The following is a 24,024-nucleotide window of genomic DNA, read 5'->3' on the forward strand; positions in this document are numbered from 1 at the left end:
GAGCCCGGGCTCCCCTCTCCCGACCCCTGCTGACGCAGGGGCCACCCTCCCCCGCAGAGGGGGGAGGGGAGGCGTTGCACTCGAACACCGCCATCATGCCCGCCTCAGCTTCGGGTTCACGGCCGCCGAGAGCAGGTCGGCGGCGAGGTTGAGGGCGATGTAAGTGGCCGCCGTGCAGATCACGACGCCCTGCACGGTGGCGAAATCCCGATTGAACACGGCATCGACCATCAGCTTGCCGAAGCCCGGCACGGAAAACACCTGCTCGGTCAGCACCGCCCCGGACAGGAGCTGCCCGAATTCCAGAGCGCCGAGCGTGATGATCGGGATCGCGGCGTTGGGCAGCGCGTGCCGCAGGGTCACCCGCAGCGGCGACACGCCCTTGGCGCGGGCCGTGCGGACGTAATCGGAACCCAGCACGCCCAGCATCGCCGCGCGGGTGTGGCGCATCATCACCGCCGCGATGGCGTTGCCGAGCACGAAGGCCGGCATCACCATCGCGGCGAGGTTTTCCGACAGGCTCTCGAACGGCGAGACGTAGCCGGAGGCCGGCAGCCAGCCGAGTTCCACCGAGAACAGCAGGATCAGCAGAATCCCGAGCCAGAAATTCGGCACCGACAGGCCCCACAGGGCGATGCCGTTGGCGATCGTGTCGGCGGCTTGGCCCCGCTTGACCGCCGAGAGCACGCCCATCGGCACGCCGATAGCGAGCGCCACCAGCATCGCCAGACAGGCGAGTTCGAGCGTCACCGGCAGCTTCTCGACGATCAGCTCGGAGACCGGCTTCTGCAGCCGGATCGACTCGCCGAGATCCCCCCGCAGCACGCCGCCGGCCCAGTAGGCGTAGCGCACGGGCAGCGGCTCATCGAGGTGGTACTTCTCGCGGATGAAGGCGATCACCTGCGGATCGCGCTCCTCGCCGGTCAGTGCCGTGGCAACATCGCCGGGCAGCAATTGTTGCAGGGCGAAGATGATCATCGAGGCCAGGATCAGCGTCGGGACCGCCAGAGCGAGGCGTCGGACCAGGAACCGCAGCATCAGTTGAGCTTCAGGCCGGGGAAGCGCACGAGCCCGTCCGGGTAGGGCACGAAGCCCGAGATCTTCTGGCTGTAGGCCCAGAGCAGCTTGCGGTGCAGGATGTAGATTCCGGGCCGGTCGGTCAGCACGTGATCGGCCAGCATCTTCCAGGCGGCCTTGCGCTTGGCCGGGTCGATGGTGCCGCGCTCGGCCTGGAGGGCCGCGTCGGCCTCCGGGCTGCAGTATTTGGGATAGTTCAGCGCCGCATTGCAGGCGAGGAAGCTGAACGTGTTCCCGTCCGGGTCGGAGCGACCGCTCCAGGAATAAAGCTGTGCCTCGTAATTGCCCTTGTCGGCGGCATCCAGCGCCGTGGTGAAGTCAACCGCCTGGATCTTCACGTCGAAGCCCGCCTCCTTGGTCATGGCCTGGATCACCTGGCCCAACTGCGGCGATTCGCTGTTGGCGTAGACGGTGAGCGTGATCTGCGGGTTCGGCTTGCCGGCCTCGGCGAGCAGCGCCTTGGCCTTCGCCACGTCGCGCTTCGGGATCGGGTACTCGGCGACGTAGTTCGGGTTCTTCGGGTTGACCCACTGGTTCCCGGCCAGGAACTCGCCGTTGTAGACCACCTGATTGATGGCGTTGCGGTCGATGGCGGCTTCGAACGCGGCGCGCACCTTCGGGTCGGAGACCGGCGAGCCGGCCTTGTGGGGGTTGAACAGGATCTCCTGGAAGCCAAGCTCGGTGGTCGAGTCGAGCTTGAGCTTGGCATCCCGCTTCACCTGCGCCACGTCGGTCGGGGCGAGCCGCTCCAGCAGGTCGAGCTGGCCGGCGCGCAGGTTGGTGAGCCGCACGGTGGCGTCGGGGATCGGCCGGAACTCGATCCGCTGGATCTGGATCGCATCCTTGTTCCAGTAGTCGGGGAAGCGCTCGACCACGATCCGGTCCTGCGGCACCCGCTCCACGAACTTGTACGGGCCCGAACAGACCGGCGCGGAGGCAAACTTGTCACCGAGTCGCTCGGCGGCCTTGGGCGAGACCATCATGCCGGCGCGGTCGGTGAACTGCGCGAGCAACGGCGCGAAGGGCTGCTTCAGATTGATGCGAAAGGTCAGGTCATCGACGACATCGACCGAGTCGATCGGCGCGATCTCCGAGCGGCGCTGCGAGCCCGGCAACTTCATATGCCGCTCGATCGAGTATTTGGCCGCGGCCGCGTCCAGCTTCTCGCCATCGTGGAACAGCACGCCCGGCCGCAGGTGCATAGTCAGAGCCTTCTCGTCGGGCGACAGCTCCCAGGATGTCGCGAGCTGCGGCACCGGCTTCAGGTCGGGCCCGATATCCACGAGCTTGTCGCAGAGCGCCGCGAACACCATCCGGCTCGCGAAGGTGCGGGCGAGCGTCGGGTCGAGGGCGTCCGGATCCTCCATCATGCCGTAGCGGAGCGTCTGCGCCGCGGCGGGGCCGGACACGATCAGTCCGGCGAGGAGGCAGACGGCGAGACGCAACATGAAATCGGTCCGGAGGCTGGCGCGGGTGGCGGGATGCGATCGGCCGCGGCCGATCCGGAGGCGGTGAAGAATGTCGCGCACCGCCGTGGCATGCACAATCCCAAGGCAGCATCCGTGCCAGACGATCAAGCTGCATCTTTTATTCAAACCATCAAAACGGCTTCAGCGACGTGTCGCGCTGCGGCTGTTTCGATATCCGGCTCCGCGGTGACTGGCTGCCCTGACCGGCCTCGCGCGCCCGATCGTCACGCCGGCTCGGGCGCAGGATCCCCGCCCCGAGACGGTTCGGGTCCACCCCCGTATCGTCACGAAGCCGACGATCGCCGCGGTGACGCCGGAGGACGGCCATGCCGTTTCGGGGCTTGTTTCAACATCTCGCCGTCCGGCGTGGCAGTGCTGATCGATCGGACGCTGGAACGCGGCGCAGCAACCTGGGTCGACCAGACGGTGGCCCGGATGATGCGGCACCTCATCCACGAAGTGGGGCCCATCATCATGGCGCCGTTCGAGTGCAACGCCGTCCATGAGGCGATGACCTTATAGATCATGGACACGCCCGCGGCCCTCGCAGCGGCGGCGGATGGGCGCTACATTATTCAGGATCAGCGAAGGACATCCTATGAAGCGTCAACTTTCTGCATCCCTCGCCGCCCTCCCGGCCGTTCTTGCGGTGCTACCGCAGGCGGCGCTCGCCCATCCGGGTCATGGCGCCGCCACCGGTGCGGAGGCGGGGTTCCTGCATCCGCTGATGGGGGCCGATCACGTGCTGGCGATGGTCGCGGTCGGCCTGCTGGCGGCCCTCCGGCGCGGGCGCGCCTTGTGGGCGCTGCCCCTGTCCTTCCTGGCGCTGATGAGCGCGGGGGCGGGGCTCGGCATGGCGGGGATCGCACTGCCTTACGCCGAGACCGGGATCGCGCTGTCCATCGTGGTCTTTGGCCTCGCCGCCATGGTCGGCCTGCGGGCGCCGGTGGCCGTGCTCGCCGCCCTGGTCGGGGTGTTCGCGGTGTTCCACGGCTATACACACGGGGCCGAGATGCCGGAGACGGCCTCCGGCCTGTCGTTCGGTTTCGGCTTCCTGGCGGCGACCGCGCTCCTCCATGCGGCCGGGATCGGCCTTGGCGTGGCCGGTGCCCGCTTGGGTGCAACCCGGGCCGCGCCGGTCCTCGGGGCCGGCGTCGCGATGGCGGGCCTCGCCCTGCTGGTGCTGCCCGCCTGACCGAGACGGCCGACCCGTCCCCGGCGCGCAAGCCCGATGCAGGGCCGCGCTTGAGCATCCGTATCGATCTGGGACCCGGGCACCGGCTTGGTCCCGGCAAAGTTCGGTTGCTCGAACTGATCGCCGAGCACGGGTCCAGTGCCGGCGCCGGCCGTGCCCTGGGCATGTCGCATCGACGGGCATGGCTGCTGGTCGAGGCGATGAACACCGGTTTCGGCCGCCCGGCGGTCGAGGCGCAGACCGGCGGACGGGCCGGAGGCGGTGCACGCCTCTCGGACTTCGGAGCCGATGTCGTGGCCCGGTACCGGGCTGTCGAAACGGCTGCTGAAGCGGCGGCCGCTCCGTACTTGAACCGGCTGGGGCAGGCGGGGGCATGTAACCGGCCCGGGCGTAAGCGCGATAAGCGAGCGTGCGTGTCACAGGCCTCCAGGGGCTGAATGCACCGCACGCTGCCCCACGTGCTGCCGGTCGCGACAATCCCGGCGGCAACAAGAGGACCCTACATGGCTAAGTTCACGACGCTCGCCCTCATGAGCCTTCTGGCTGTCACAACGGGGGCGCAGGCGGCCCCGAAGGTGGAACGCCTGCGGGGAACGGTCGAGGCGGTCGAGCAGGGTGGCTTCACGCTGAAGACCGTCGACGGCAAGTCCGAGGTGGTCGCGCTGCCGGCGGACGCGAAGGTCTCGTGGGTCATCCCGGCGAGCCTCGATCAGATCAAGGACGGCGTGTTCATCGGCACGGCCACCAAGGGCCAGCCCCCGGTGGCACTGGAAGTCGTTCTGTTCCCCGAGGCGATGCGCGGCACCGGCGAGGGGCATTACGACTGGGACATGATCGCGGACCACACGGCCGGCGGCGCCCGGGTGAAGAGTGCGATGACCAACGGCACCGTGAAGGCCGACGCGCGTTCGACCGCGCCCGACGCCCCCCGGGTGAAGAGCGCGATGACCAACGGTACCGTGACGGCGAGCGGCGGCGGAGCCGAGCGGACGCTGACGGTGGATTATGGCAAGGGCCAGTCCCTCCAGATCCTGGTGCCGCCGCAGGCGCCCGTCGTCAGCTTCGCGCCGGCCGACGCCTCGGCCCTCACACCGGGTGCGCGGGCCTTCGTGCTCGTCGCGCGCGAAGACGACGGCCATCTGACGGCCCGCCGGGTCGCCGTCGGCAAGGACGGCCTGACCCCGCCCATGTAAGCCGGCAATGTAACGCGGCTGTCGCGCGCAGGGCCAGCAGCAACCACGGCTGCAGGAGGCCCTGTGCGCGATTCGTCCGGCGCGCGAATACGGGCGCCGGGCTATTCGAGTCCAAAGACGCTCTAAAAATTCGCGCGAAACCGGGCTCCGGACGCCGGTTAGTGGCCAATGCGCTCCGAAATTGTTGCCAGCAGGCAACATGCAGTCGGAACCGGGGCCATAAGCGAGAATCCACGTTGCCGCCCGTAACCCGTTCGCACATGGTGAGTGTGCACGGGGGCATCGCCAAGCGAGAGCCCGCAAGAGCCTGCCGCCCAAGACGCAGGCCAAATCTACAAAACGTGCGGCTAGATCCGGTCAACCGGGCACGTCCGCATTATTGGGTCTCGAAGCTTTGGAGATATCGATGAAGCTCTTGAAGGGCTCGTTGCTCGGGTCGGCTGCTGCGTTCGCGGCGGTAGGCGCCGCGCACGCCGCCGATCTGCCGGTCAAGAAGGCCGTGCCGATCGAATACGTCCGCGTCTGCACCGCCTACGGCGCCGGCTTCTTCTACATCCCCGGCACCGATACCTGCCTGCGCGTCTCGGGCCGTGCCCGGTTCGAGGGCGGATACCAGACCAGCTACTCGCGCCAGAACGGCGTCGGCGACACGTCGGGCTACCAGGGCCGGATGCGCATCAACCTCGATGCCCGCACCCAGACCGCCTACGGCACCCTGCGCGCCTTCGTGCGCCTCGATGCCGGTGCCCGTACCGGTTACTCCGGCGTCGGCACCTCCGGCACCCAGCAGCGTATCGGCCAGGCCTATGCCGGCATCGGCACCGACAGCTTCGGCCGCGACCAGCAGTACATGAACGTCGACAAGGCGTTCATCCAGTTCGCCGGGCTCACCGCCGGTCGCGCCTCTTCGTTCTTCGACTTCTACGCCCACGATTTCGAGTTCGCCGGCGCGACGGCCGGTTCGGACGTGTTCTCGACCAACCTGCTGGCTTATACCGCCACGGTCGGCAACGGCCTGTCGGCCACGATCTCGATCGAAGACCCGGTCTTCCGCCGCACCCCGATCTTCTCGCCGACCAACATCTCCGCGACGGTCAACACCGGCGCCGTTTCGAACTTCGGTGTGACCAACCAGCCGACCCCGGTCTTCGTCGGCCCGGGCCGGTATGGCAACGTCGACAGCATCGAGCGCTCGCGCCTGCCCGACTTCGTCGGCGTCGTGCGCCTCGATCAGGCCTGGGGCTCGGCTCAGCTCTCGGCCGCCACCCACGAGCTGAACGTCGGCAACCTCTCCACCGCCGCCAGCACCGGCACCGGTCCGATCGTCGTCCCGGCCCATACGAGCAACGTTCAGGCTTGGGCGGTGCAGGGCGGCCTGAAGATCAACACGCCGTTCATCGCCCCGGGCGACGCCCTGTACCTGCAGGGTGCCTACGGCGACGGCGCGCAGCTCTACACCGGCTACTCCGCCTACACCGGCTCGTACACCCAGAGCACCACGACCATCCAGGGTCAGAAGTTCGCCCAGTACTTCTCGGACGCGACCATCAACCCGTTCACCGGCCAGCTGCAGACCTCGCAGAGCTTCACGGCGGTCGCGTCGTACCTGCACTACTGGACGCCGGAATGGCGCTCGGCCTTCTTCGGCTCCTACGGCGAGCAGAGCTTCTCGCAGGGCGCGCGCCTCGCCCAGGGCGCGATCTACAACCTCGTGAGCGGCTTGGCCGGCAGCAACCCGTTCGGCGCCAACGCCGTCGGCACGCCCGGCACCCGGTTCTACCAGCTGAGCCAGGCGCTGCGCGACACCTACCAGTTCGTGGCGGGTGGCAGCATCATCTGGTCGCCGGTCAAGGATCTCGATATCGGCGTCGAGGCGTTCTACACTCAGATCGGCCTGAAGAACGGCCGGGCAATCGACCTCGACAAGAGCCCGACCGCCTACGCCAACATCGCCGGCATCAACAACGGCACCTTCGCGGTCCGTACCGCCACGCAGGACTCGGTCTCGCAGGTCCGCTTCCGCGTCCAGCGCGACTTCTGATCCCAGGCGCCGGGGCTTCCGCCCCGGCCGCTTGCCTCATCCATCACAGCTCAAGGCTCGGCTTCGGCCGGGCCTTTTTTGTTGCGCCGGGCGGTTCGACGATCCCGTGCCTACCGAAGGTCAGGCAGAGCGCATCCGCGCCGCCTTGCGGCCCGTGGCGCCGTGCGCGGGACCCGGCCTGCGCGGCGCAAATCCCCGCCGCTGCTGGGCGCTGGCGTTGCGACCCGGACTTTCCGTGTGTGCGCGGACTGGCGCGGCGCGGGGCAGCCATCCTCGATGATGCCTGTCGGATTCCTCGCCCAGGCCGGCCGCTTTGGCGGCCCGGTGGCGTTTGCCCCTCGGCGCAAGGTGAGCCGAGCCGTGGTTCCAAGGGGTGGCCGCCCAGGCGCCCGATCCGAGCATTTCTGACGCAAAGCGCGGTCGCGCCGCGATCCGGCCGAGAATCAGAGTCGCTACGCAGTCCGCAGTGGATCCGCGGTGGCGACACCTTTTCCAATTCGGTTGTGCGTAGCGGTGGGCGATGCCCGCATAGGGTGCGGATCGGCGGCGCCACGACCGCAGCGTCACGGTTCGGGCGCACCGTAAACTGCGACACAACAATTGCCACCTCAATTACTCCTCCGCCGTTCTAACAAAGACAGATAAAATAGTACGTCATTGGATATTATCAGAAATCGCTAAAGCAGAAATTTGCCGCGTTTTAATATAAGTCTTAATTTTGTGGCAAGCATGCAACGCTCCCCACCGACACTATTGTTTATCTTCGATCAAAGTTGCGGATGCGGCCTCGTTTGCACAATGTGCTCACGCATCGGTGCATCTCGACCTCGAGATCCCGAACGGCTTCGCCCTCAAGAGGCGAGTTGTGCAAAAAATAAGCTGTTAGCGCAGTGATAGACTGCGTGGATAGCGATATCGGGTCTCGAAGCCTTGGAGATATCTATGAAGCTCTTGAAGAGCTCGTTGCTCGGTTCTGCCGCCGCGTTCGCGGCGGTGGGTGCCGCGCACGCCGCCGATCTTCCGGTCAAGAAGGCGGTGCCGATCGAGTACGTCCGCGTCTGCACCGCCTACGGTGCCGGCTTCTTCTACATTCCCGGTACTGACACCTGCCTGCGCATCTCGGGCCGCGCCCGGTTCGAGGGCGGGTACATGACCAGCAACTCGCGCGGGACCGGCAACGGCGACACGTCGGGCTACCAGGGCCGGATGCGCATCAACCTCGATGCCCGCACCCAGACCGCCTACGGTACGCTGCGCGCCTTCACCCGCCTCGATGCCGGCGCACGCACCGGCTATTCCGGCGTCGGTCAGTCCGGCACCCAGCAGCGCATCGGCCAAGCTTATCCCGGCCTCGGCAACGACAGCTTCGGCCGCGACTCGCAGTTCGTGAATGTCGACAAGGCGTTCATCCAGTTCGCGGGTCTGACCGCCGGTCGCGCCTCCTCGTTCTTCGATTTCTACGCGCATGATTTCGAGTTCGCCGGCGCTTCCGCGGGATCGGATGTCGCCTCCACGAACCTGCTGGCCTACACGGCCGCCTTTGGAAACGGCCTGTCGGCGACGCTGTCGGTCGAAGACCCGATCTACCGCCGCACCCCGATCTTCTCGCCCTACAGTGTCGGCGTCACCACGAATGGCGGGATCGGCGGTGTGGCGGTCCTGGCGGTCACCAACCAGCCGACGCCGGTCTTCATCACCTACAACACCCGCGGCCTCCCGACCGGCTACGGCTACGTCGACACCATCCAGCGGACGCGCCTCCCCGACTTCGTCGGTGCGCTACGCCTTGATCAGGCCTGGGGTTCGGCCCAGCTCTCCGCCGCGACCCACGAACTCAACGTCGGCAACGAGAGTCAGGCGTCGGGTCAGCCGATCGCTCCGATTGCGCATGCCCGGAACACCCAGGGGTGGGCTGTTCAGGGTGGCCTGAAGGTCAACGCACCGTTCATCGCGCCGGGCGACGCTCTGTATCTGCAGGGTGCCTATGGCGAGGGCGCGCAGCTCTATACCGGTTACTCCGCGTTCACCGGCTCATACACGCAGACCACGGCCACCCTTCAGGGCCAGAAGTTCAACCAGTTCTTCTCCGACGCGACGATCAACCCATTCACCGGGCAATTGCAGACCTCGCAGAGCTTCACGGTGGTCGGGTCCTACCTGCACTACTGGACGCCGGAATGGCGTTCGGCCGTGTTCTCCAGCTACGGCGAGCAGAGCTTCTCGCAGAGCGCCCGCGCCGCCCAGGGTGTGGCCTCGTCCCTGGCCAATATCGGCGGCTCGCTTGCGGTCGGCGCCCCTGGTACGCGGTTCTACAACCTGAGCGAGGCGCTGCGGAACACCTATCAGATCGTCGCCGGCGCGAGCCTGATCTGGTCGCCCGTCAAGGATCTCGATATCGGCGTCGAGGGCTACTACACGCAGATCGGCGTCAAGAACGGTCGGGTGATCGACAAGGACAAGAGCCCGACGGCCTACAGCAACGTCGCCGGGATCAACGCCGGAACGTTCGTGCCGCGGACGGTGACCCAGGACTCCGTCCCCTCGGTTCGCCTGCGCGTCCAGCGCGACTTCTGATCCCCTGCAATGGCGGGGGAACTCCCGCCGACGCCAACGACAATCGGGCCCGGCTCTGCGCCGGGCCTTTCTTCGTGGACACGGGTCTCGCTCGGGTGAGCGTCCGCGTGCCGTGAAGAACCCGGCGGCTTGTGTCGCCCGCGTGGTGCGTGCGCCCTTAATCCCCACCCGCGGAACAGGTCGGGCGCTTTGTTCCCGGCAGCGCGTTGCCGCCCTCCGTCCGCGCTGATACGCCGAATGTCACTTTATTTCCGCCGGCTGTGCGGGTCGTGACGTGACGCGACGGTCATCGGCCGGCGCGAAATCATGCGCGGAGGCTATGACTTGCCGACGCGCCGAGAGGCATCCGGGGGGACGTCCATGACCAGCACCGCCTCGCCAAGGCCGATCCCGTCAGCGGTCGAGACACGCGTCGAGGACAGGCGCGCGGCCCGGTTCTGGCCGGATCGCTGGTGGCGCCTCGTCGACACCAAGATCGGCATCATACCGCTGCCGGTCTACGTCATCCTGGCGGCGCTGATCGTCATCCTGGTCCAGGAGGGCGAGATCAAGCCCGATGGGCCGACCATGATCGCCGTGCTGGTGATGGGCGGCTTCACCTGCGCGGAAATCGGCAAGCGCATCCCGATCCTCCGGAACATCGGCGCGGGCGCAATCTTCGCGACCTTCATCCCCTCGGCGCTCGTCTACTACGCGCTCGTCCCACCGCAGATGGTGAAGGCGATCACAGACTTCACCAAGTTCACCAACTTCCTCTACATCTACATCGCCACGATCATCGTCGGCTCGATCCTGGGCATGGACCGCGAGGTCCTGATCAAGGGCTTCCTCAAGATCTTCGCGCCGCTGGCGACCGGTTCGGTGGCGGCGGCCATCGTGGGGACGCTGGTCGGCACGCTGCTCGGCCTCGGCCCCTACAAGACCTTCTTCTTCATCGTGGTGCCGATCATGGCCGGGGGCGTCGGCGAGGGCGCGATCCCGCTCTCGATCGGCTACGCGGCGATCCTCGGCCAGCAGCAGGGCGTGATCTTCGCCCAGGTCCTGCCGCCGGTGATGCTGGGGTCGCTCACCGCGATCATCTTCGCGGGTACCCTGAACTCGGTGGGCAAGCGCTACCCCCACCTCACCGGCGAGGGACGGCTCCAGCCGGATTCGGACGGCCTCAAGTCCAGCGACGCGCAGGCCAAGTCCGAGGCGGCGCGGGGCCAGATCGATCCCGCCACGATCGGCGCGGCGGGGCTGACCGCCATCACGCTCTACCTGCTCGGCGTCATGGCCCACCACCTGGTCGGCCTGCCGGCGCCCGTGGCGATGCTGTTCCTGGCGGTGTTCGCCAAGCTTGCCAGCGCGGTGTCGCCCCATCTCCAGGCCGGCGGCTTCGTAGTCTACAAGTTCGTGCAGGTCTCGATGACCTACCCGCTGCTCTTCGCCATCGGCGTGGCGCTCACCCCCTGGCACGAGCTGATGGCCGCGTTCACGCTGGTGAACCTGATCACCATCGTGTCGACCGTGGCGACGCTGATGGTGACGGGCTTCTTCGTCGGGCGCTGGCTCGGGATGTACCCGATCGAGACCGCCATCGTGAACGCCTGCCACAGCGGCCAGGGCGGTACCGGCGATGTCGCGATCCTCACGGCGGCGAACCGGATGGCGCTGATGCCCTTCGCGCAGATCGCGACCCGCATCGGCGGCGCGCTCACCGTGACGGGCACGATCATCGCGATGAAGTGGATCGGGGTCTGACCGGCCTCATAGGGAGCGTAGACCATGGCCGGTGATCCAGGCGCCGTCGAGGCGACCCTCAAGTCCAGGATCGGCGCGATCCTCCGCTCGACGAGCGGCAACTTCCTGGAAATGTTCGACTTCTTCCTGTTCGGGTTCTACGCCAGCTACATCTCGCGGGCGTTCTTCCCCTCGGGCAACGAGACCACCGAGCTGATGCTGACCTTCGGCACGTTCTGGCTCGGCGCATTGATGCGCCCGCTGGGGGCGATCGTGCTGGGCGCCTATATCGACCGCATCGGCCGCCGGAAGGGATTGATCATCACCCTGGCCATCATGGCCAGCGGCACGGTGCTCATCGCCTTCTGCCCCAGCTACGACACGATCGGCGTCGCGGCGCCCCTGATCGTGCTGGTCGGCCGGCTGCTCCAGGGGTTCTCGGCGGGCGTCGAGATCGGCGGCGTCTCGATCTACCTGTTCGAGATCGCCACGCCGCAGCGACGGGGCTTCTACACCGCGTTCCAGTCGGCGAGCCAGCAGGTGGCGATCATGTTCGCCGCGCTGATCGGCTACGGGCTGAACGCCGTCCTGACCAAGCAGCAGATCGGCGATTTCGGCTGGCGGATCCCGTTCTTCATCGGCTGCCTGATCGTGCCGTTCATCTTCTTCATCCGGCGCTCGCTGCAGGAGACGCAGGCCTTCGCCAAGCGCACCCATCACCCCGGCACCCGCGAGATCCTGGCCACGGTCGCGGCCAACTGGCGGATCGTGCTCCTCGGCATGATGCTGAGCACGATGACGACGGTGACCTTCTACATGATCACCGTCTACACCCCGACCTTCGGCAAGACTGTCCTCAAGCTCACCGAGACCGACAGCCTGATCGTGACGCTGTGCGTGGCGATCACCAACTTCATCTGGCTGCCGGTGGGCGGTGCGCTCTCCGACGCGATCGGCCGCAAGCCGGTACTGCTGACGATCTCGACCCTGTCGCTGCTGACCACCTACCCGGCCCTGCACTGGCTGGTGGCGGACCCGACCTTCGGCAAGATGCTCGCGGTCGAATTGTGGTTCTCGTTCTTCTTCGGCGTCTACAACGGCGCGATGGTGGTCTCGCTCTCCGAGGTGGTGCCGGCCCATGTCCGGGCGAGCGGCTTCTCGCTGGCCTACAGCCTCGCCACCGCTCTGTTCGGCACCGCCACCCCGATGGTCTCGACCTTCCTGATCGAGAAGACCGGCGACCGGGCCTCGCCGAGCTACTGGCTGATGGCGGCCGCTGCCTGCGGGATCGTCGCGACGCTCAGCCTGTTCCGTGGGCAATCACAGGTGGAGCGTATCCCCGCCCGCGCCTGAGCGCCCGTTCGACCCGACATCTGGATTTCCAAAGGGCGTTCCCTTTGGCGGGGTCTTAGGCAAAATCCTGAGATATCTCGCCCTGAGACGTTCATCAGGGCTCTGCCCTGGACCCGCGAAAGGTCTCGACCTTTCGAAACCACGACGCTGCTCAGCTCTCCTGCCAGATCCGGATCCGGGCCTTGAAGGCAGCCCGGATATGGGCGCGCGCCGCAGCCTCCGCGGCGTCGCCGTCATGAGCGCGGATCGCCGCCACGATCGCGGCGTGCTCGGCGAGTGAATCCGCGGCGCGGTCGGGGGCCGCCAGGGTGGTGGCGCCCGGCAGCAGCACCAGCGACAGGCGCATCGTCTCCAGGGTGCCCTGCAGGAAGCGGTTGCGCGCCGCCCCGTGGATCTGCCGATGGAACAGGCGGTTGGTCCGGGCGAGCGCCGGCGCGTCACCGAGCAAAGCCTGGTCCCGGGCGACCATCTCCTCCAAAATCTCGGTCTCGACCGCGCTGGCGTGGATCGCCGCGAGGCGGGCTGCCGTCCCTTCCAGCACCTCGCGCATGTCGTAGAGTTCGCTGACCTGCCCATAATCGAGCTGCGCCACGCTGGCACCCCGGTGCGGCTCGTGGGCCACGAGCCCCTGCGCCTCCAGCCGCCCCAACGCCTCGCGCACCGGCGTCCGGCTGATCTGGAAGCGCTCCGCCAGTTCGGCTTCGCGCAGGCGGCTGCCCGGCGCGAGCTCGCCCTCCTCGATCGCCCGCAGCAGGCGCTCATAGGCGCCGGCACCGCTGAGCCGCTCCGTCTCGCTCGCCTTCATCCGCGGCTCTCCTCCGGCTCGGCCTTACCCTGAAAGACCGGCCGCCGGAACGCTTGCGACAGATTGCATACAAGAGTATACAATCGCGTCATCGAGGATGAGCGGCGGGGAGACGGCGATGCAGCACGCGGGCGATGCGCAATGGGATGTGGTGGTGGTCGGCTCGGGCAATGCCGCCATGAGCGCCGGCCTCGCGGCCCTTGAGCGCGGCGCCTCGGTGCTGATGATCGAGAAGGCCGAGCAGGATCTGGCGGGTGGCAATACGGCCTACACGGCCGGTGCCATGCGCTTCGTGTACGAGGGCAACGACGATCTGATCCCGCTGCTGGCCGATCCGGAGGATCCCCGCCTGCCGCGCACCGATTTCGGCGCCTACACGGCTGAAACGTTCGAGCGGGATCTCCTCGGCTTCAACGATGGGCGGCCGCTCTCGCGCGAGCAGCGCATCCTGATCGACGAGAGTGGCGCAGCGTTGCGCTGGCTCGGCACGCAGGGTGTGAAGTTCGAGCCGATCTATTCCCGCCAGTCCTTCGAAAAGGACGGCCGCTTCGTGTTCTGGGGCGGCCTGACGCTGGCCACGCACGATGAGGGTTTTGGCCTTGCCCGGGCGGAGCTTGAGGCCTTCGCCAAAGCCGGCGGCGAGATCCGCTATGGCTGCCCGGCCACGGGGTTGATCGCCGAGGATGGGCGGGTCGTCGGCGTGCAGACACCGCAGGGTGACGTCCGCGCGAGAGCGGTTGTGCTGGCCTGCGGCGGCTTCGAGTCGAACGCCGCGCTGCGGACACGCTACATCGGCGAGGGCTGGGACAAGGCCCGGGTCCGCGGCACACCGCACAATCAGGGCGATGGGCTGGAGATGGCGCTGGCGCTGGGCGCGAAGGCGCACGGATTCTATGGCGGCTGCCACGCCACGCCGATGGATTTGCACACTCCGGATTACGGCAACCTCGACCTGCCCCACGGTGAGCGCAAGCACTACCGGAAGATCTGCTACTTCCTGGGGCTGATGCTCAACGCGAACGGCGCGCGGTTCGTCGACGAGGGCAAGGACTTTCGCAATTACACCTACGCCCAGTTCGGCCGCGCCATCATGGAACAGCCCGGCCACGTGGCGTGGCAGATCTTCGACGCCAAGGTCGATCACTTGCTCTACAGCGAGTACCGGTTCCACGACGCGCATTTCGTCGAATCCGAGACGCTGGACGGGCTCCTCGACATGCTCGACGGCATCGACAGGGATGGGGCGAAGCGGACGGTCGCGGCGTTCAACGCCGCCGTGGACCAGGCGATGCCGTTCGACCCGACCGTGAAGGACGGGCGGGGCACGAAGGGACTCGCGCTGCCGAAGTCGAACTGGGCTCAGACGATCGAGACCGGGCCGTTCAAGGCCTATCCGGTGACCGGCGGCATCACCTTCACCTACGGCGGCGTCGAGGTCGGCGACGACGGTGGCGTGAAGCGGGAGGACGGCAGCGCCATTCACGGCCTCTACGCCTGCGGCGAGATGGTGGGCGGTGTCTTCTTCAACGGCTATCCGGGCGGCTCGGGGCTGACCTCGGGCGTGGTGTTCGGCCGGCGTGCGGGGTATGGCGCGGCGGCAGCCAAGAGCTGAAAGCGTCCCAATAAGATCGCGACGCTCTCCCTCTGCCCTTTGCGGGGGAGGGGGCGCGGCGGCGACGTTCCGTCCGGACATGCTCCGGCTAAGCGCCTTGATTCCTCACCTCATCCCCCATCGCCCCCTGTCCGTAGCCTCGCCGTGGGCGTAGAACCCCGGGCATGCCCGCTCGACAGGCCGTCTTCACCATCACCCGCGGCGTCCCGTTCCTGCCGACGCTGGCCGAGGCGCTGCTGTCCGGCCGGCTCGTCGGGCCGGTGGCGGACGATCCGCTGGCGCTGGCTGCCGTCACCCTCTACCTGCCGACCCGCCGCGCCACCCGGGCGCTGTCCGCCATCCTGGCCGAAAGGCTCGGCCGCGATGCCCCCGGCCAGGCCACCCTGCTGCCCAGGATGATCCCGCTCGGCGAGGCCGACGAAGCGGAACTCGACCTCGCCGCCGAGCCGCTGCTGGAGGCGAATGCCGACCCGCTCAGCGCCCCGATGGCCCCGCTGGAGCGCCGGCTGATCCTCGCCCGCCTCGTCCAGGCCTGGGCCAGGACGGTGGATCGCACCCTCCTGCCGTTGGACGCCGAGGTGCCGTTCCTCGTCCCGTCCTCCCCGGCCGACGCCATCGGTCTCGCGGGCGACCTCGAACGGCTGATGGACGCACTCACCGTCGAGGGTCTGCCCTGGTCGGAGATCGGCGCCGCCGTGGAGGCCGAGTATTCCCGCTATTTCGGCCTGACCCTCGATTTCGTGAAGATCGCCGCCGAGAACTGGCCGAGGCTGCTCGCCGAGCGGGGACTCGCCGATCCCGTCGCGCGTGCCCGCGGCCTTATCCTGGCGGAAGAGCGGCGCCTGTCGCGCGGCGGCACGCAGGATCCGGTGATCGTGGCCGGGTCGCTGGGTTCTGTCCCCGCCACCGCCCGGTTGATCGCCGCCGTGGCGAAGCTGCCCCGCGGTGCCGTAGTGCTGCCCGGTCTCGACCTCGATCTCGACGCGGCCGGCTGGGACGGTATCGACACCGGCGAGGGGTTCTCGCGGATCATCGCCCACGGCCACCCGCAGGCGGTGCCGCACCGGCTGCTTGGGCCGGACAATCTGAACCTCGCCCGCAGCGAGATCGTCGCCCTCGGCGAACCCGATCCCGGGCAGGTGGCCCGGGCCGCCCTGCTGTCGCAGGCGCTGCGGCCGGCCGACACCACGGACGCCTGGGCGGCGCTCGACCCGTCCGAGCGCGACACCACCGCCCGCCTCGGCCTCGACGGGCTGGCGCTGGTCGAGGCCGCCGACGAGCGGGAAGAGGCGCTGATCGCGGCCGTGGCGCTGCGCGAGGCCCTCCAGACGCCCGGCGCCACCGCGGCCCTGGTCACACCGGACCGGGGGCTCGCCGGTCGGGTGGCTGTGGAATTGCTGCGCTGGGGCATCGTGGCGGAGGATTCGGCGGGCCTGGCGCTGGCCGGAAGCCCGGCCGGACGTCTGGCGCGGCTGGCCGCCGAACTCGCCGCCGACCTTGCCCGCGAGCAGGCGGACGCGATCCCGGCCCGCCTGATCGCGCTGCTCTCGCATCCGATGGCCCAGCTCGGCCTGCCGCGCGCCGACGTGGTCCGGGGCACGGCGGCCCTGGAGATCGGCCTGTTGCGCGGCCCGGTCCCGGCGCCGGGCTTTTCGGGGTTGCGCAATGCGCTCGCCGCGGAGCGCGCCGGGCCGCCGGAGCACCGGCCCCGGGCCAAGCGACGCCTCAAGGACATCGACTGGGACCTCGCCGCCGACCTGCTCGATCGGCTCGACCACGTGTTCCAGGATTTCCCGGGGCCGGACGGCGCGGAGGATTGCGATCTGGTGACCACGGCCGCCCGCCACCGGGAGGCCTGCGACCGTCTGGTTTCCGGGCCGGAGGACGCCCCCGAGGCCGAGTCGGACGGCTCCCTGTCCTGCCTCGACGCCCTGTTCGACGACCTGGAACTGGCCGAGCCCGGCCTGATGCCTGGTCGGTTCGACGATTACGCGACCTTCTTCACGTCGCTCGCCCGGGAGCGGGTGGTCGCCTGTTCGGGCGAGGCGCCGCATCCGCGGCTGCGCATCCTCGGCCTGCTGGAGGCGCGCCTGCTCTCGGTGGACCGGGTGGTGCTCGGCGGCCTCGACGAGGGCGTCTGGCCGGTGCGCACCCTGACCGATGCGTTCCTCAACCGGCCGATGCGCGAGCGGGTCGGCCTCAACCCGCCCGAGCGGCGGATCGGCCAGATGGCGCACGACTTCGTGCAGGCGCTAGGCTGCCGGGACGCGGTGATCACGCGGGCGCTGAAGCGCGAGGGCGCGCCGACCGTGCCGTCGCGGCTGATCCAGCGTTTGCGCGCGCTGGCCGGGGATACGAACTGGGACGCGGTGCTCGTGGCGGGCCGCCGTCTTGCCGGCCTCGCCGCCCGGCTCGACGCCGCCCCGCCGCAGCCGCGGCTGAAGCGGCCCGCGCCCAAGCCGGATCCGGCCCTGTTCCCGCGCTCGCTCAGCGTCACCGAGATCGAGACGCTGGTGCGCGACCCCTACAGCATCTTCGCCCGCCACGTCCTCGGGCTCGATCCCCTGGACCCGCTGGCGGCGGCGCCGGGCGTCGCCACCCGCGGCTCCCTGGTGCACGAGGTCTTCGCCGAGTTCGCCCGCCGCCATCCGCGGGACCTACCCCGGGATGCCACGGAGCGGCTGTTCGATCTCGCATTGAACGCCTTCGCGGAGATCGAGGCGGAGTACCCGAACCTCTACGCCGAGTGGTGGCCGCGCTACCAGCGTATGGCCGGCGCCTATCTGGACTGGGAGGCGCAGCGCCGGCCCGGCCTGAGCCAGATCCATCCGGAGGTGTCGGGCCGCTGGGTGATCCCGATGGGCCGCGAGAGCTTCACGCTGCGCGCGCGGGCCGACCGGATCGAGCTGCGCCCGGACGGCAGCGCCTGCATCGTCGACTACAAGACCGGTGCCCCGCCCTCGGCGAAGATGATCTTTTCGGGGTTCTCGCCGCAGCTGACCCTGGAGGCGGCGATGCTGATGCACGGTGCCTTCGCGGATCTGCCGAAGGTCAAGGCGCCGCCCGACCTGCTCTACATCCACGCCTCGGGCGGCCGGAAACCGTTCCTGCCGCTGCCGGTCAAGCCGCCCCGGGGCGAGACGCGCGACGTCGCCGCGATCGTCGCCGAGCATGCCGAGCGGCTGCGGGGCCTGATCGCGCGGTTCATGACCGGGGAGGCGGCCTACACGGCCCGGCCCTATCCGCAATACGCGAGCCAGTACGGGTCCTACGACCATCTCGCCCGGGTGCTGGAATGGTCGCTCGCCGGGGATGAGGGCGGGGAATGAGCCGACATGGCGGCGAATCGCGGTAGGATCGCGTTCGGCCCCCGATGCGGCCGTTCCGGAGCGGTCCGATGTCTGACGTGAAAACCCTGACCGATCCGGCCGCTCGGGCGCGATCCCCCGGCTCGGGCGGTGCGCCGCAGGGTGGCATCGGAGCGCTTGTGCCGGAGCTGTCCGTGACCGATCTCGATGCGAGCCTGCGCTTCTGGTGCGGATTGCTCGGCTTCGCGGTCGCGTACGATCGCCCGGCCGCGCGCTTCGCCTTCCTGACGCGCGGCGCCGCGCAGATCATGCTGTGCCAACGCAACGGCAGCTGGGAAGCCGCCGCGCTGGACTATCCGCTTGGCCGGGGCATGAATCTGCAGACGATGATCGAGCCGCTGGATCCGGTCCTCGCTGCGCTCGAAGCAGCGGGCTGGCCGCTGTTCGAGGCGCCGAGCGCGGCTTGGTATCGGGTCGGAGACGTGGAACACGGCCAGCGGGAATGCCTCGTGCAGGATCCGGACGGGTATCTCGTCCGCCTCGCTGAGAATCTGGGCATTCGCGCTCCGGCAGACGGTTGAGGCGTTCGCGCCAGCAAACCCGGCCGGCATTTTTCCCCTCCCCGCAAGGGGCTACCGGATTCACACATTTTGGTCGGAAAGCAGACGCGCGGAGTTGGCGCGTCTGCTTTCCAAAGAGAGACGTTTGAAGATCGTAGCCGCAAGGGGAGGAGCGCGCGTCTGAACCGGCGATGCGTGAACAATCGTACCCGCAGCGAAAGAACGACCCGTCACCCCCTCAGAAAAACGCCTGCAACCCCGTCTGCGCCCGCCCCAGGATCAGCGCGTGGACGTCGTGCGTGCCCTCGTAGGTGTTGACCGTCTCGAGGTTCTGGGCGTGGCGCATCACGTGATACTCGCCCATGATGCCGTTGCCACCGTGCATGTCGCGGGCCGTGCGGGCGATGTCGAGCGCCTTGCCGCAATTGTTGCGCTTGATCAGTGAGATCATCTCCGGGGCCATCTTGCCCGCGTCCATCAGCCGGCCGACCCGGAGCGACGCCTGGAGGCCCAGCGCGATCTCGGTCTGCATGTCGGCGAGCTTCTTTTGGACCAACTGCGTCTGCGCCAGGGGCCGGCCGAACTGCTTGCGCTCCAGCGTGTAGCTGCGCGCCCGATGCCAGCAATCCTCGGCGGCGCCCATCGCGCCCCAGGAGATGCCGTAGCGCGCCCGGTTGAGGCAGCCGAACGGCCCCTTCAGCCCGGAGACGTTGGGCAGCAGCGCGTCCGCGCCGACCTCGACCCCCTCCATGACGATCTCGCCGGTGGTGGAGGCGCGTAAGCTGAGCTTGCCCTTGAGGGTCGGGGTGGACAGGCCCTTCATGCCCTTCTCCAGGATGAAGCCGCGGATCGCGCCCTCATGGGCCTCGGACTTCGCCCAGACGACGAACACGTCCGCGAAGGGCGCGTTCGAGATCCACATCTTGGCCCCCGAGATCCGGTAGCCACCGTCGATTGTCTCCGCCTTGGTCTTCATGCCGGCCGGGTCCGAGCCGGCATCGGGCTCGGTCAGGCCGAAGCAGCCGATCCACTCGCCCGAGGCGAGCTTCGGCAGGAATTTCTGGCGCTGCGCCTCCGAGCCGTAGGCGTGGATCGGGTACATTACGAGGGAGGATTGCACGCTCATCATCGAGCGGTAGCCGGAATCCACCGCCTCGACCGCCCGCGCGACGAGGCCGTAGGCCACGTAGGAGGCGCCCGCGCAGCCGTATTCCTCCGGCAGGGTGACGCCCAGCAGGCCGAGTTCACCCATCTTCCGGAACAGGCCCGGATCGGTCTTCTCGGTGGCGTAGGCCTCGACGATCCCGGGCAGGAGCTGCTCCTGCGCGAAGCTCTGGGCGACGTCGCGGATCGCCCGCTCATCCTCGGTGAGCTGGTCCTCCAGCAGGAAGGGATCGTCCCAGACGAAGGCCGCCGAGGCCGGGGCCGAGGGGGAGGCGCTGCCCGGGGGGCGCATCGGAGCGTTCATGGGGATCCTCGCCTGCAGGGTTGCGTGGAGCCTCGCGGGCTCGCGCTTGGCGACACAGTAGACCCGCACCGGCCGTCGTCCAACGCGCGCGGTGACGCCGGGGCGCCGTCGTCACGCCCGGCCGAGGAGCCTCAACCAGGCCAGGGTCGTGAGCGGCGCCAGCAGGGTGGACACCAGCACGGAGGCCGCCACCATTCCGGTCTCGGTCCGGTAGCGGGCCGCCAGCAGGTAGGCGTTGATCCCCACCGGCATGGCGGCGAACAGCGTGGCGACCCCGGCATAGGCCGGAGGCATGTTGAAGACGTGGAAGGCCAGGACCCACACCGCCAGCGGGTGTAGAATAGTCTTCAGCAGCGCGATCACCAGCGCGCCCTTGAGATCGAACAGAACCCGGTAGCGCTTCAGCCCGGCGCCGAGTGCCACCAGCGCGCAGGTCGAGGCGGTGCCCGCGAAGGCATCGATCAGGGATCGGACCATCCCGGCGGGGGTGACACCCAGGCTCTTCATGGCCATGCCGACGAGGAGCGCCACGAAGATCGGGTTCTTCAGCAGCACCAGGGCGAGGCCCCGGATCCGCGCCAGGATCGGCAGGCCGGAATCGGACTCGATCAGGAAGGTTGCGCTGCCCATCATCAGCGGCAGATGGACGGCGAGCAGCATGAACAGCGGGAACGCGCCGTCCTCGCCGTAGGCCTGGAGGATCATCGGCACGCCGACGAACACGGTGTTCGATTGGCTCGCCGCGAAGCCGTGCAGGATCGCGCCCCGCCGCTCGATCCCGGCGCGCCGCCGGGCGATCAGCGTGCCGACGAACCACGACAGGCCGGCACCGCCGAAATACGAGACCCAGTAGGACCACGCCACGGTGCCGCTCATGCCCGGCTTCGTCAGCGTCGCGATGATCAGTGCCGGCACGGCGACCGCGAAGACGTATTCCGACAGGCCCTCGCTGACCTTGTCGGAGAGCAGTCCCGCGAGCGCCGCGATCCAGCCGATCAGGACGATCCCGAAGATCGGAGCGATGATGGCGAGGGCGTTCACGGATCCGGGCGGCGTGTTGAGGGGCTGGACTTCGGCCCATAGCACGCGTTCGCCGGCTCGCGCGCCGGCGCCTAGGACATACGCCGGCGGCTGGCCGCCGGCCTACTTGCCGTCCAGCACCTTCATGGGGTTCGTGCGCTGGCTCGCCGGGGGCTCCTTGGTGAGGTTGGCGCCGCCTTCCCGCTGCGCCTTCACGTCCCGCGGCGACCCGGGGCCGCCGACGGCCGCGCCGCCGTCGTTGCTCTGGGTCGGGACCGTGCCCGAGGCGAGTTCGAGGCAGGTCACCATCTCGACGTAGGAGGGGTAGCCGCCCGCCTTGAACTGGTTCTGGCACTGCCGCTTGGCCGCCGGGGTGTAGTTGTCCCAGTGCCGAGCGGCCTCCTTCTTGGCCTCCCGCTCCGAGCGGAGGCAGCCGTCGTAATTGGCCTGATCGCTGATCGACGTGTTGGCGACCTGCGCCGAACGGCAGGTTTGCTCGACATCAAGATCCGGAACAGCGTCGGCTCGGGCAGGTCCGGCGATGACGCCGAGCAGGAGGGCGGCAAGGGCGGAGGACGTCGGCTTCATGGTGGTCGTGACTCGCGAGAGAGGGAGGCCCGCGGAAGGCTACCCGGTCAGAACGCGCCAATCTGCCTTTCGGCACCCGCCAGCGGCAACGGCGCCGCGCGGATCTCCGTGTCACCCTTCGGGGGCGCCTGAATTGGGCGATACAGTCCCTCTGACCCGGCTGCCGTCCGCTGGAGATGCCAGATGTACAAATACTCGTTTGGGCTTACAATATAGATATTAGTAAACTGATATTGGGTTCGCGTGGCGTGATGGCGTGATCACCAAGACAGCACGCAATAAAATATCAGCTTGAATGTTGTAAAAACTAGAAATCAGGTCGGTATGGCCCTATGGCATCACGTCTATGTCGGGGGAGCGAACATGATGAGGGTCGATACGATCAAAGGGCGACTGATTGTTCTGCTGACCCTGCTCGGAACCCTCCTGCTGGCTTCCGTCGTGATCGGTCAGCTGGCCCTGTCCGGCAGCAACGACAGTCTCCGGTCGGCGTACGAGGATCGCGTGGTGCCGCTCAGCCAGTTTCTGGGCATCCGCGAGGACTACGACCGGATCGTCGACGCCTCGCGCGAGGTGCGGGAACAGGCTGCCAAGCCCCACGAGGCCGCGGGCCGCATCGAGGCCGGCTTGGCCAACCTCAACCAGCAATGGGCGGCTTATCTCGCAACCAAGCTCACGCCGGAGGAGAAGCGGCTGGCGGCCGACATGCAGGCGCAGATCGATCGGAACGCGGCGATCGTTGCCGGAATCCTGGAGCGGCTCCGGGCAGGAAACCTCGACGGCTACAGCACGGCGCATCTCGGCCTCAACCAGATGATGGCGCCGACCGTCGCGGCCCTGTCGAAGCTGACGGACCTGCAACTCCGGGCGACGCGCGCCGAGTACGAGGATGCGCGGGAGGCGGCGTCTCAGGCCAGACTGATCCTGATCGCTTTCCTGGTGGCCGCGGGCCTGGCCCTTCTGTTCGGCCTGCGCACCGTGTTGATCCGCGTGATCCGTCCCCTCGATCACACCACTGCCCTGATGGGCCGGCTGGCCGCCGGTGATCTGACCGCGACCGTCACCGGAGGCGAACGGCGGGATGAGGTCGGCGCGATGATCCGGTCCGTGCAGATCTTCAAGGATGCGATGGTGGCCAAACAGGCGACCGACGAAGCCGCCGCCGTCGAGACCGAAGCCAAGACACGCCGCGCCGCTTTGCTCGATCAGATCACCTCACGCTTCGAGGATACGATTTCGGCCTTGACCCTGAGCTTGGCGGAAGCGGCTGGCGACATGGAGGTCACCGCCCGGACCATGACGGGCGTGGCGGACCAAGCCACCCAGCAGGCCGTGACGGTCGCCGGCGCTGCCGAGCAAACCTCCGGCAACATGCAGACCGTGGCATCCGCGACCGAGGAGATGGCAGCCTCCGTGCAGGAGATCGTCGAGCAGGTGACCCACTCGGCGCAGATCGCCGAACAGGCGGTCGAGGGCGCGACGCGCAGCGGCGCCACGGTCCGCCGCCTGGCCTCCACGGCTGGCCGCATCGCCACCTTCGTGGACGTGATCGCCAACATCGCCAGCCAGACCAACCTGCTGGCGCTGAACGCGACGATCGAGGCGGCGCGGGCGGGGGACGCCGGGCGGGGCTTCGCGGTGGTCGCCGGCGAGGTCAAGGAACTGGCCGAGCAGACCGCGAAGGCCACCGGTGAGATCGGTGAGCGGATCGGCGAGATCCAGAGCGCCACCGACGAGGCGGTCGTTGAGATCGCGGCGATCAGCCGGATCATCGGCGAGATGTCGCGCTACGCGACGGCTGTCGCCGCAGCGATGGATGAGCAGGGCGCGGCGACCCGGGAGATCACCCGCAACGTGCAGGAGGCGTCCCGCGGCACAGAGGACGTGACCCGGAACATCGCGGGTGTCCGCACGGGAGCGAGCCGGACCGGCGAGGCCGCCGCCCAGGTTCTGAGTGCGGCGCAGGGCCTGTCGCGGCATTCCGAAAGTCTGACGCAGGAAGTCGGCACGTTCCTCGGCAGCGTGAAGGCTGCCTGAGC

At 68.3% G+C, this 24,024-nt stretch carries 18 protein-coding genes; 12 read left to right on the plus strand and 6 right to left on the minus strand.

Going from position 1 to position 24,024, the window contains the following annotated elements; genetic code table 11:
- Positions 1-93: 93 nt before the first annotated feature.
- Entirely contained in the window at positions 94-1,038 is a 945-nt protein-coding gene (locus OXS49_RS12495) for an ABC transporter permease (RefSeq protein WP_244001652.1), read from the minus strand.
- Entirely contained in the window at positions 1,038-2,525 is a 1,488-nt protein-coding gene (locus OXS49_RS12500) for an ABC transporter substrate-binding protein (protein ID WP_267424489.1), read from the minus strand. The genes OXS49_RS12495 and OXS49_RS12500 overlap by 1 nt, the downstream gene beginning before the upstream one ends.
- 387 nt (positions 2,526-2,912) lie before the next feature.
- Here OXS49_RS12500 and OXS49_RS12505 point away from each other — a divergent pair, with 387 nt between their 5' ends.
- The 8 genes from OXS49_RS12505 (at position 2,913) to OXS49_RS12540 (ending at position 12,624) form a co-directional block, all read left to right on the plus strand.
- Positions 2,913-3,068 carry a hypothetical protein gene (locus OXS49_RS12505; protein ID WP_267424490.1) on the plus strand — a complete coding sequence of 52 codons (156 nt, stop codon included), beginning with the start codon at positions 2,913-2,915 and terminating at the stop codon, positions 3,066-3,068.
- 76 nt (positions 3,069-3,144) lie between these two features.
- The gene (locus OXS49_RS12510) at positions 3,145-3,741 is read left to right on the plus strand and encodes a HupE/UreJ family protein (RefSeq protein WP_267424491.1); all 597 of its coding nucleotides are present in this window, start codon (positions 3,145-3,147) and stop codon (positions 3,739-3,741) included.
- A gap of 50 nt (positions 3,742-3,791) precedes the next feature.
- Entirely contained in the window at positions 3,792-4,178 is a 387-nt protein-coding gene (locus OXS49_RS12515; RefSeq protein WP_244001660.1) for a LysR family transcriptional regulator, read from the plus strand.
- Between the two features lie 66 nt (positions 4,179-4,244).
- Positions 4,245-4,934, plus strand: a complete 690-nt coding sequence (locus OXS49_RS12520; protein WP_267424492.1) for a metal ABC transporter permease — start codon at positions 4,245-4,247, stop codon at positions 4,932-4,934.
- A 406-nt stretch (positions 4,935-5,340) separates the two neighbouring features.
- Complete coding sequence (locus OXS49_RS12525; protein WP_267424493.1) at positions 5,341-6,975, plus strand: porin; 1,635 nt, start codon at positions 5,341-5,343, stop codon at positions 6,973-6,975.
- 942 nt (positions 6,976-7,917) lie between these two features.
- On the plus strand, positions 7,918-9,549 hold the full coding sequence (locus OXS49_RS12530; RefSeq protein WP_267424494.1) for a porin: 1,632 nt from the start codon (positions 7,918-7,920) through the stop codon (positions 9,547-9,549).
- Positions 9,550-9,909: 360 nt separating this feature from the next.
- On the plus strand, positions 9,910-11,292 hold the full coding sequence (locus OXS49_RS12535; protein WP_267424495.1) for a 2-hydroxycarboxylate transporter family protein: 1,383 nt from the start codon (positions 9,910-9,912) through the stop codon (positions 11,290-11,292).
- Between the two features lie 24 nt (positions 11,293-11,316).
- Entirely contained in the window at positions 11,317-12,624 is a 1,308-nt protein-coding gene (locus OXS49_RS12540; RefSeq protein WP_267424496.1) for an MFS transporter, read from the plus strand.
- Positions 12,625-12,775: 151 nt separating this feature from the next.
- Here the strand turns inward: OXS49_RS12540 and OXS49_RS12545 are convergent, their stop codons facing one another.
- The gene (locus OXS49_RS12545) at positions 12,776-13,429 is read right to left on the minus strand and encodes a GntR family transcriptional regulator (protein ID WP_244007158.1); all 654 of its coding nucleotides are present in this window, start codon (positions 13,427-13,429) and stop codon (positions 12,776-12,778) included.
- Between the two features lie 118 nt (positions 13,430-13,547).
- Here OXS49_RS12545 and tcuA point away from each other — a divergent pair, with 118 nt between their 5' ends.
- From tcuA to OXS49_RS12560, 3 genes are all read left to right on the plus strand, one after another.
- Positions 13,548-15,041, plus strand: a complete 1,494-nt coding sequence (gene tcuA, locus OXS49_RS12550) for an FAD-dependent tricarballylate dehydrogenase TcuA (RefSeq protein ID WP_244007159.1) — start codon at positions 13,548-13,550, stop codon at positions 15,039-15,041.
- 164 nt (positions 15,042-15,205) lie between these two features.
- Positions 15,206-18,370: a double-strand break repair protein AddB gene (gene addB, locus OXS49_RS12555; protein ID WP_267424497.1), complete on the plus strand. Its 3,165-nt coding sequence runs from the start codon at positions 15,206-15,208 to the stop codon at positions 18,368-18,370.
- Between the two features lie 68 nt (positions 18,371-18,438).
- Positions 18,439-18,930, plus strand: a complete 492-nt coding sequence (locus OXS49_RS12560; protein ID WP_267424498.1) for a VOC family protein — start codon at positions 18,439-18,441, stop codon at positions 18,928-18,930.
- Between the two features lie 217 nt (positions 18,931-19,147).
- Here the strand turns inward: OXS49_RS12560 and OXS49_RS12565 are convergent, their stop codons facing one another.
- The 3 genes from OXS49_RS12565 to OXS49_RS12575 form a co-directional block, all read right to left on the minus strand.
- Positions 19,148-20,377, minus strand: a complete 1,230-nt coding sequence (locus OXS49_RS12565) for an acyl-CoA dehydrogenase (RefSeq protein ID WP_244007162.1) — start codon at positions 20,375-20,377, stop codon at positions 19,148-19,150.
- A 111-nt stretch (positions 20,378-20,488) separates the two neighbouring features.
- A complete protein-coding gene (locus OXS49_RS12570; RefSeq protein ID WP_267424592.1) occupies positions 20,489-21,418 on the minus strand; it encodes an AEC family transporter in 930 nt (309 codons plus the stop codon).
- 102 nt (positions 21,419-21,520) lie between these two features.
- Entirely contained in the window at positions 21,521-21,985 is a 465-nt protein-coding gene (locus OXS49_RS12575; protein ID WP_267424499.1) for a hypothetical protein, read from the minus strand.
- A gap of 363 nt (positions 21,986-22,348) precedes the next feature.
- Between OXS49_RS12575 and OXS49_RS12580 the strand changes: the two genes are divergently transcribed.
- The gene (locus OXS49_RS12580) at positions 22,349-24,022 is read left to right on the plus strand and encodes a methyl-accepting chemotaxis protein (RefSeq protein ID WP_267424500.1); all 1,674 of its coding nucleotides are present in this window, start codon (positions 22,349-22,351) and stop codon (positions 24,020-24,022) included.
- Positions 24,023-24,024 lie beyond the last annotated feature (2 nt).

Origin of the sequence: Methylobacterium sp. GC_Met_2 (assembly GCF_026540795.1) — a bacterium.
GTDB lineage: Bacteria > Pseudomonadota > Alphaproteobacteria > Rhizobiales > Beijerinckiaceae > Methylobacterium.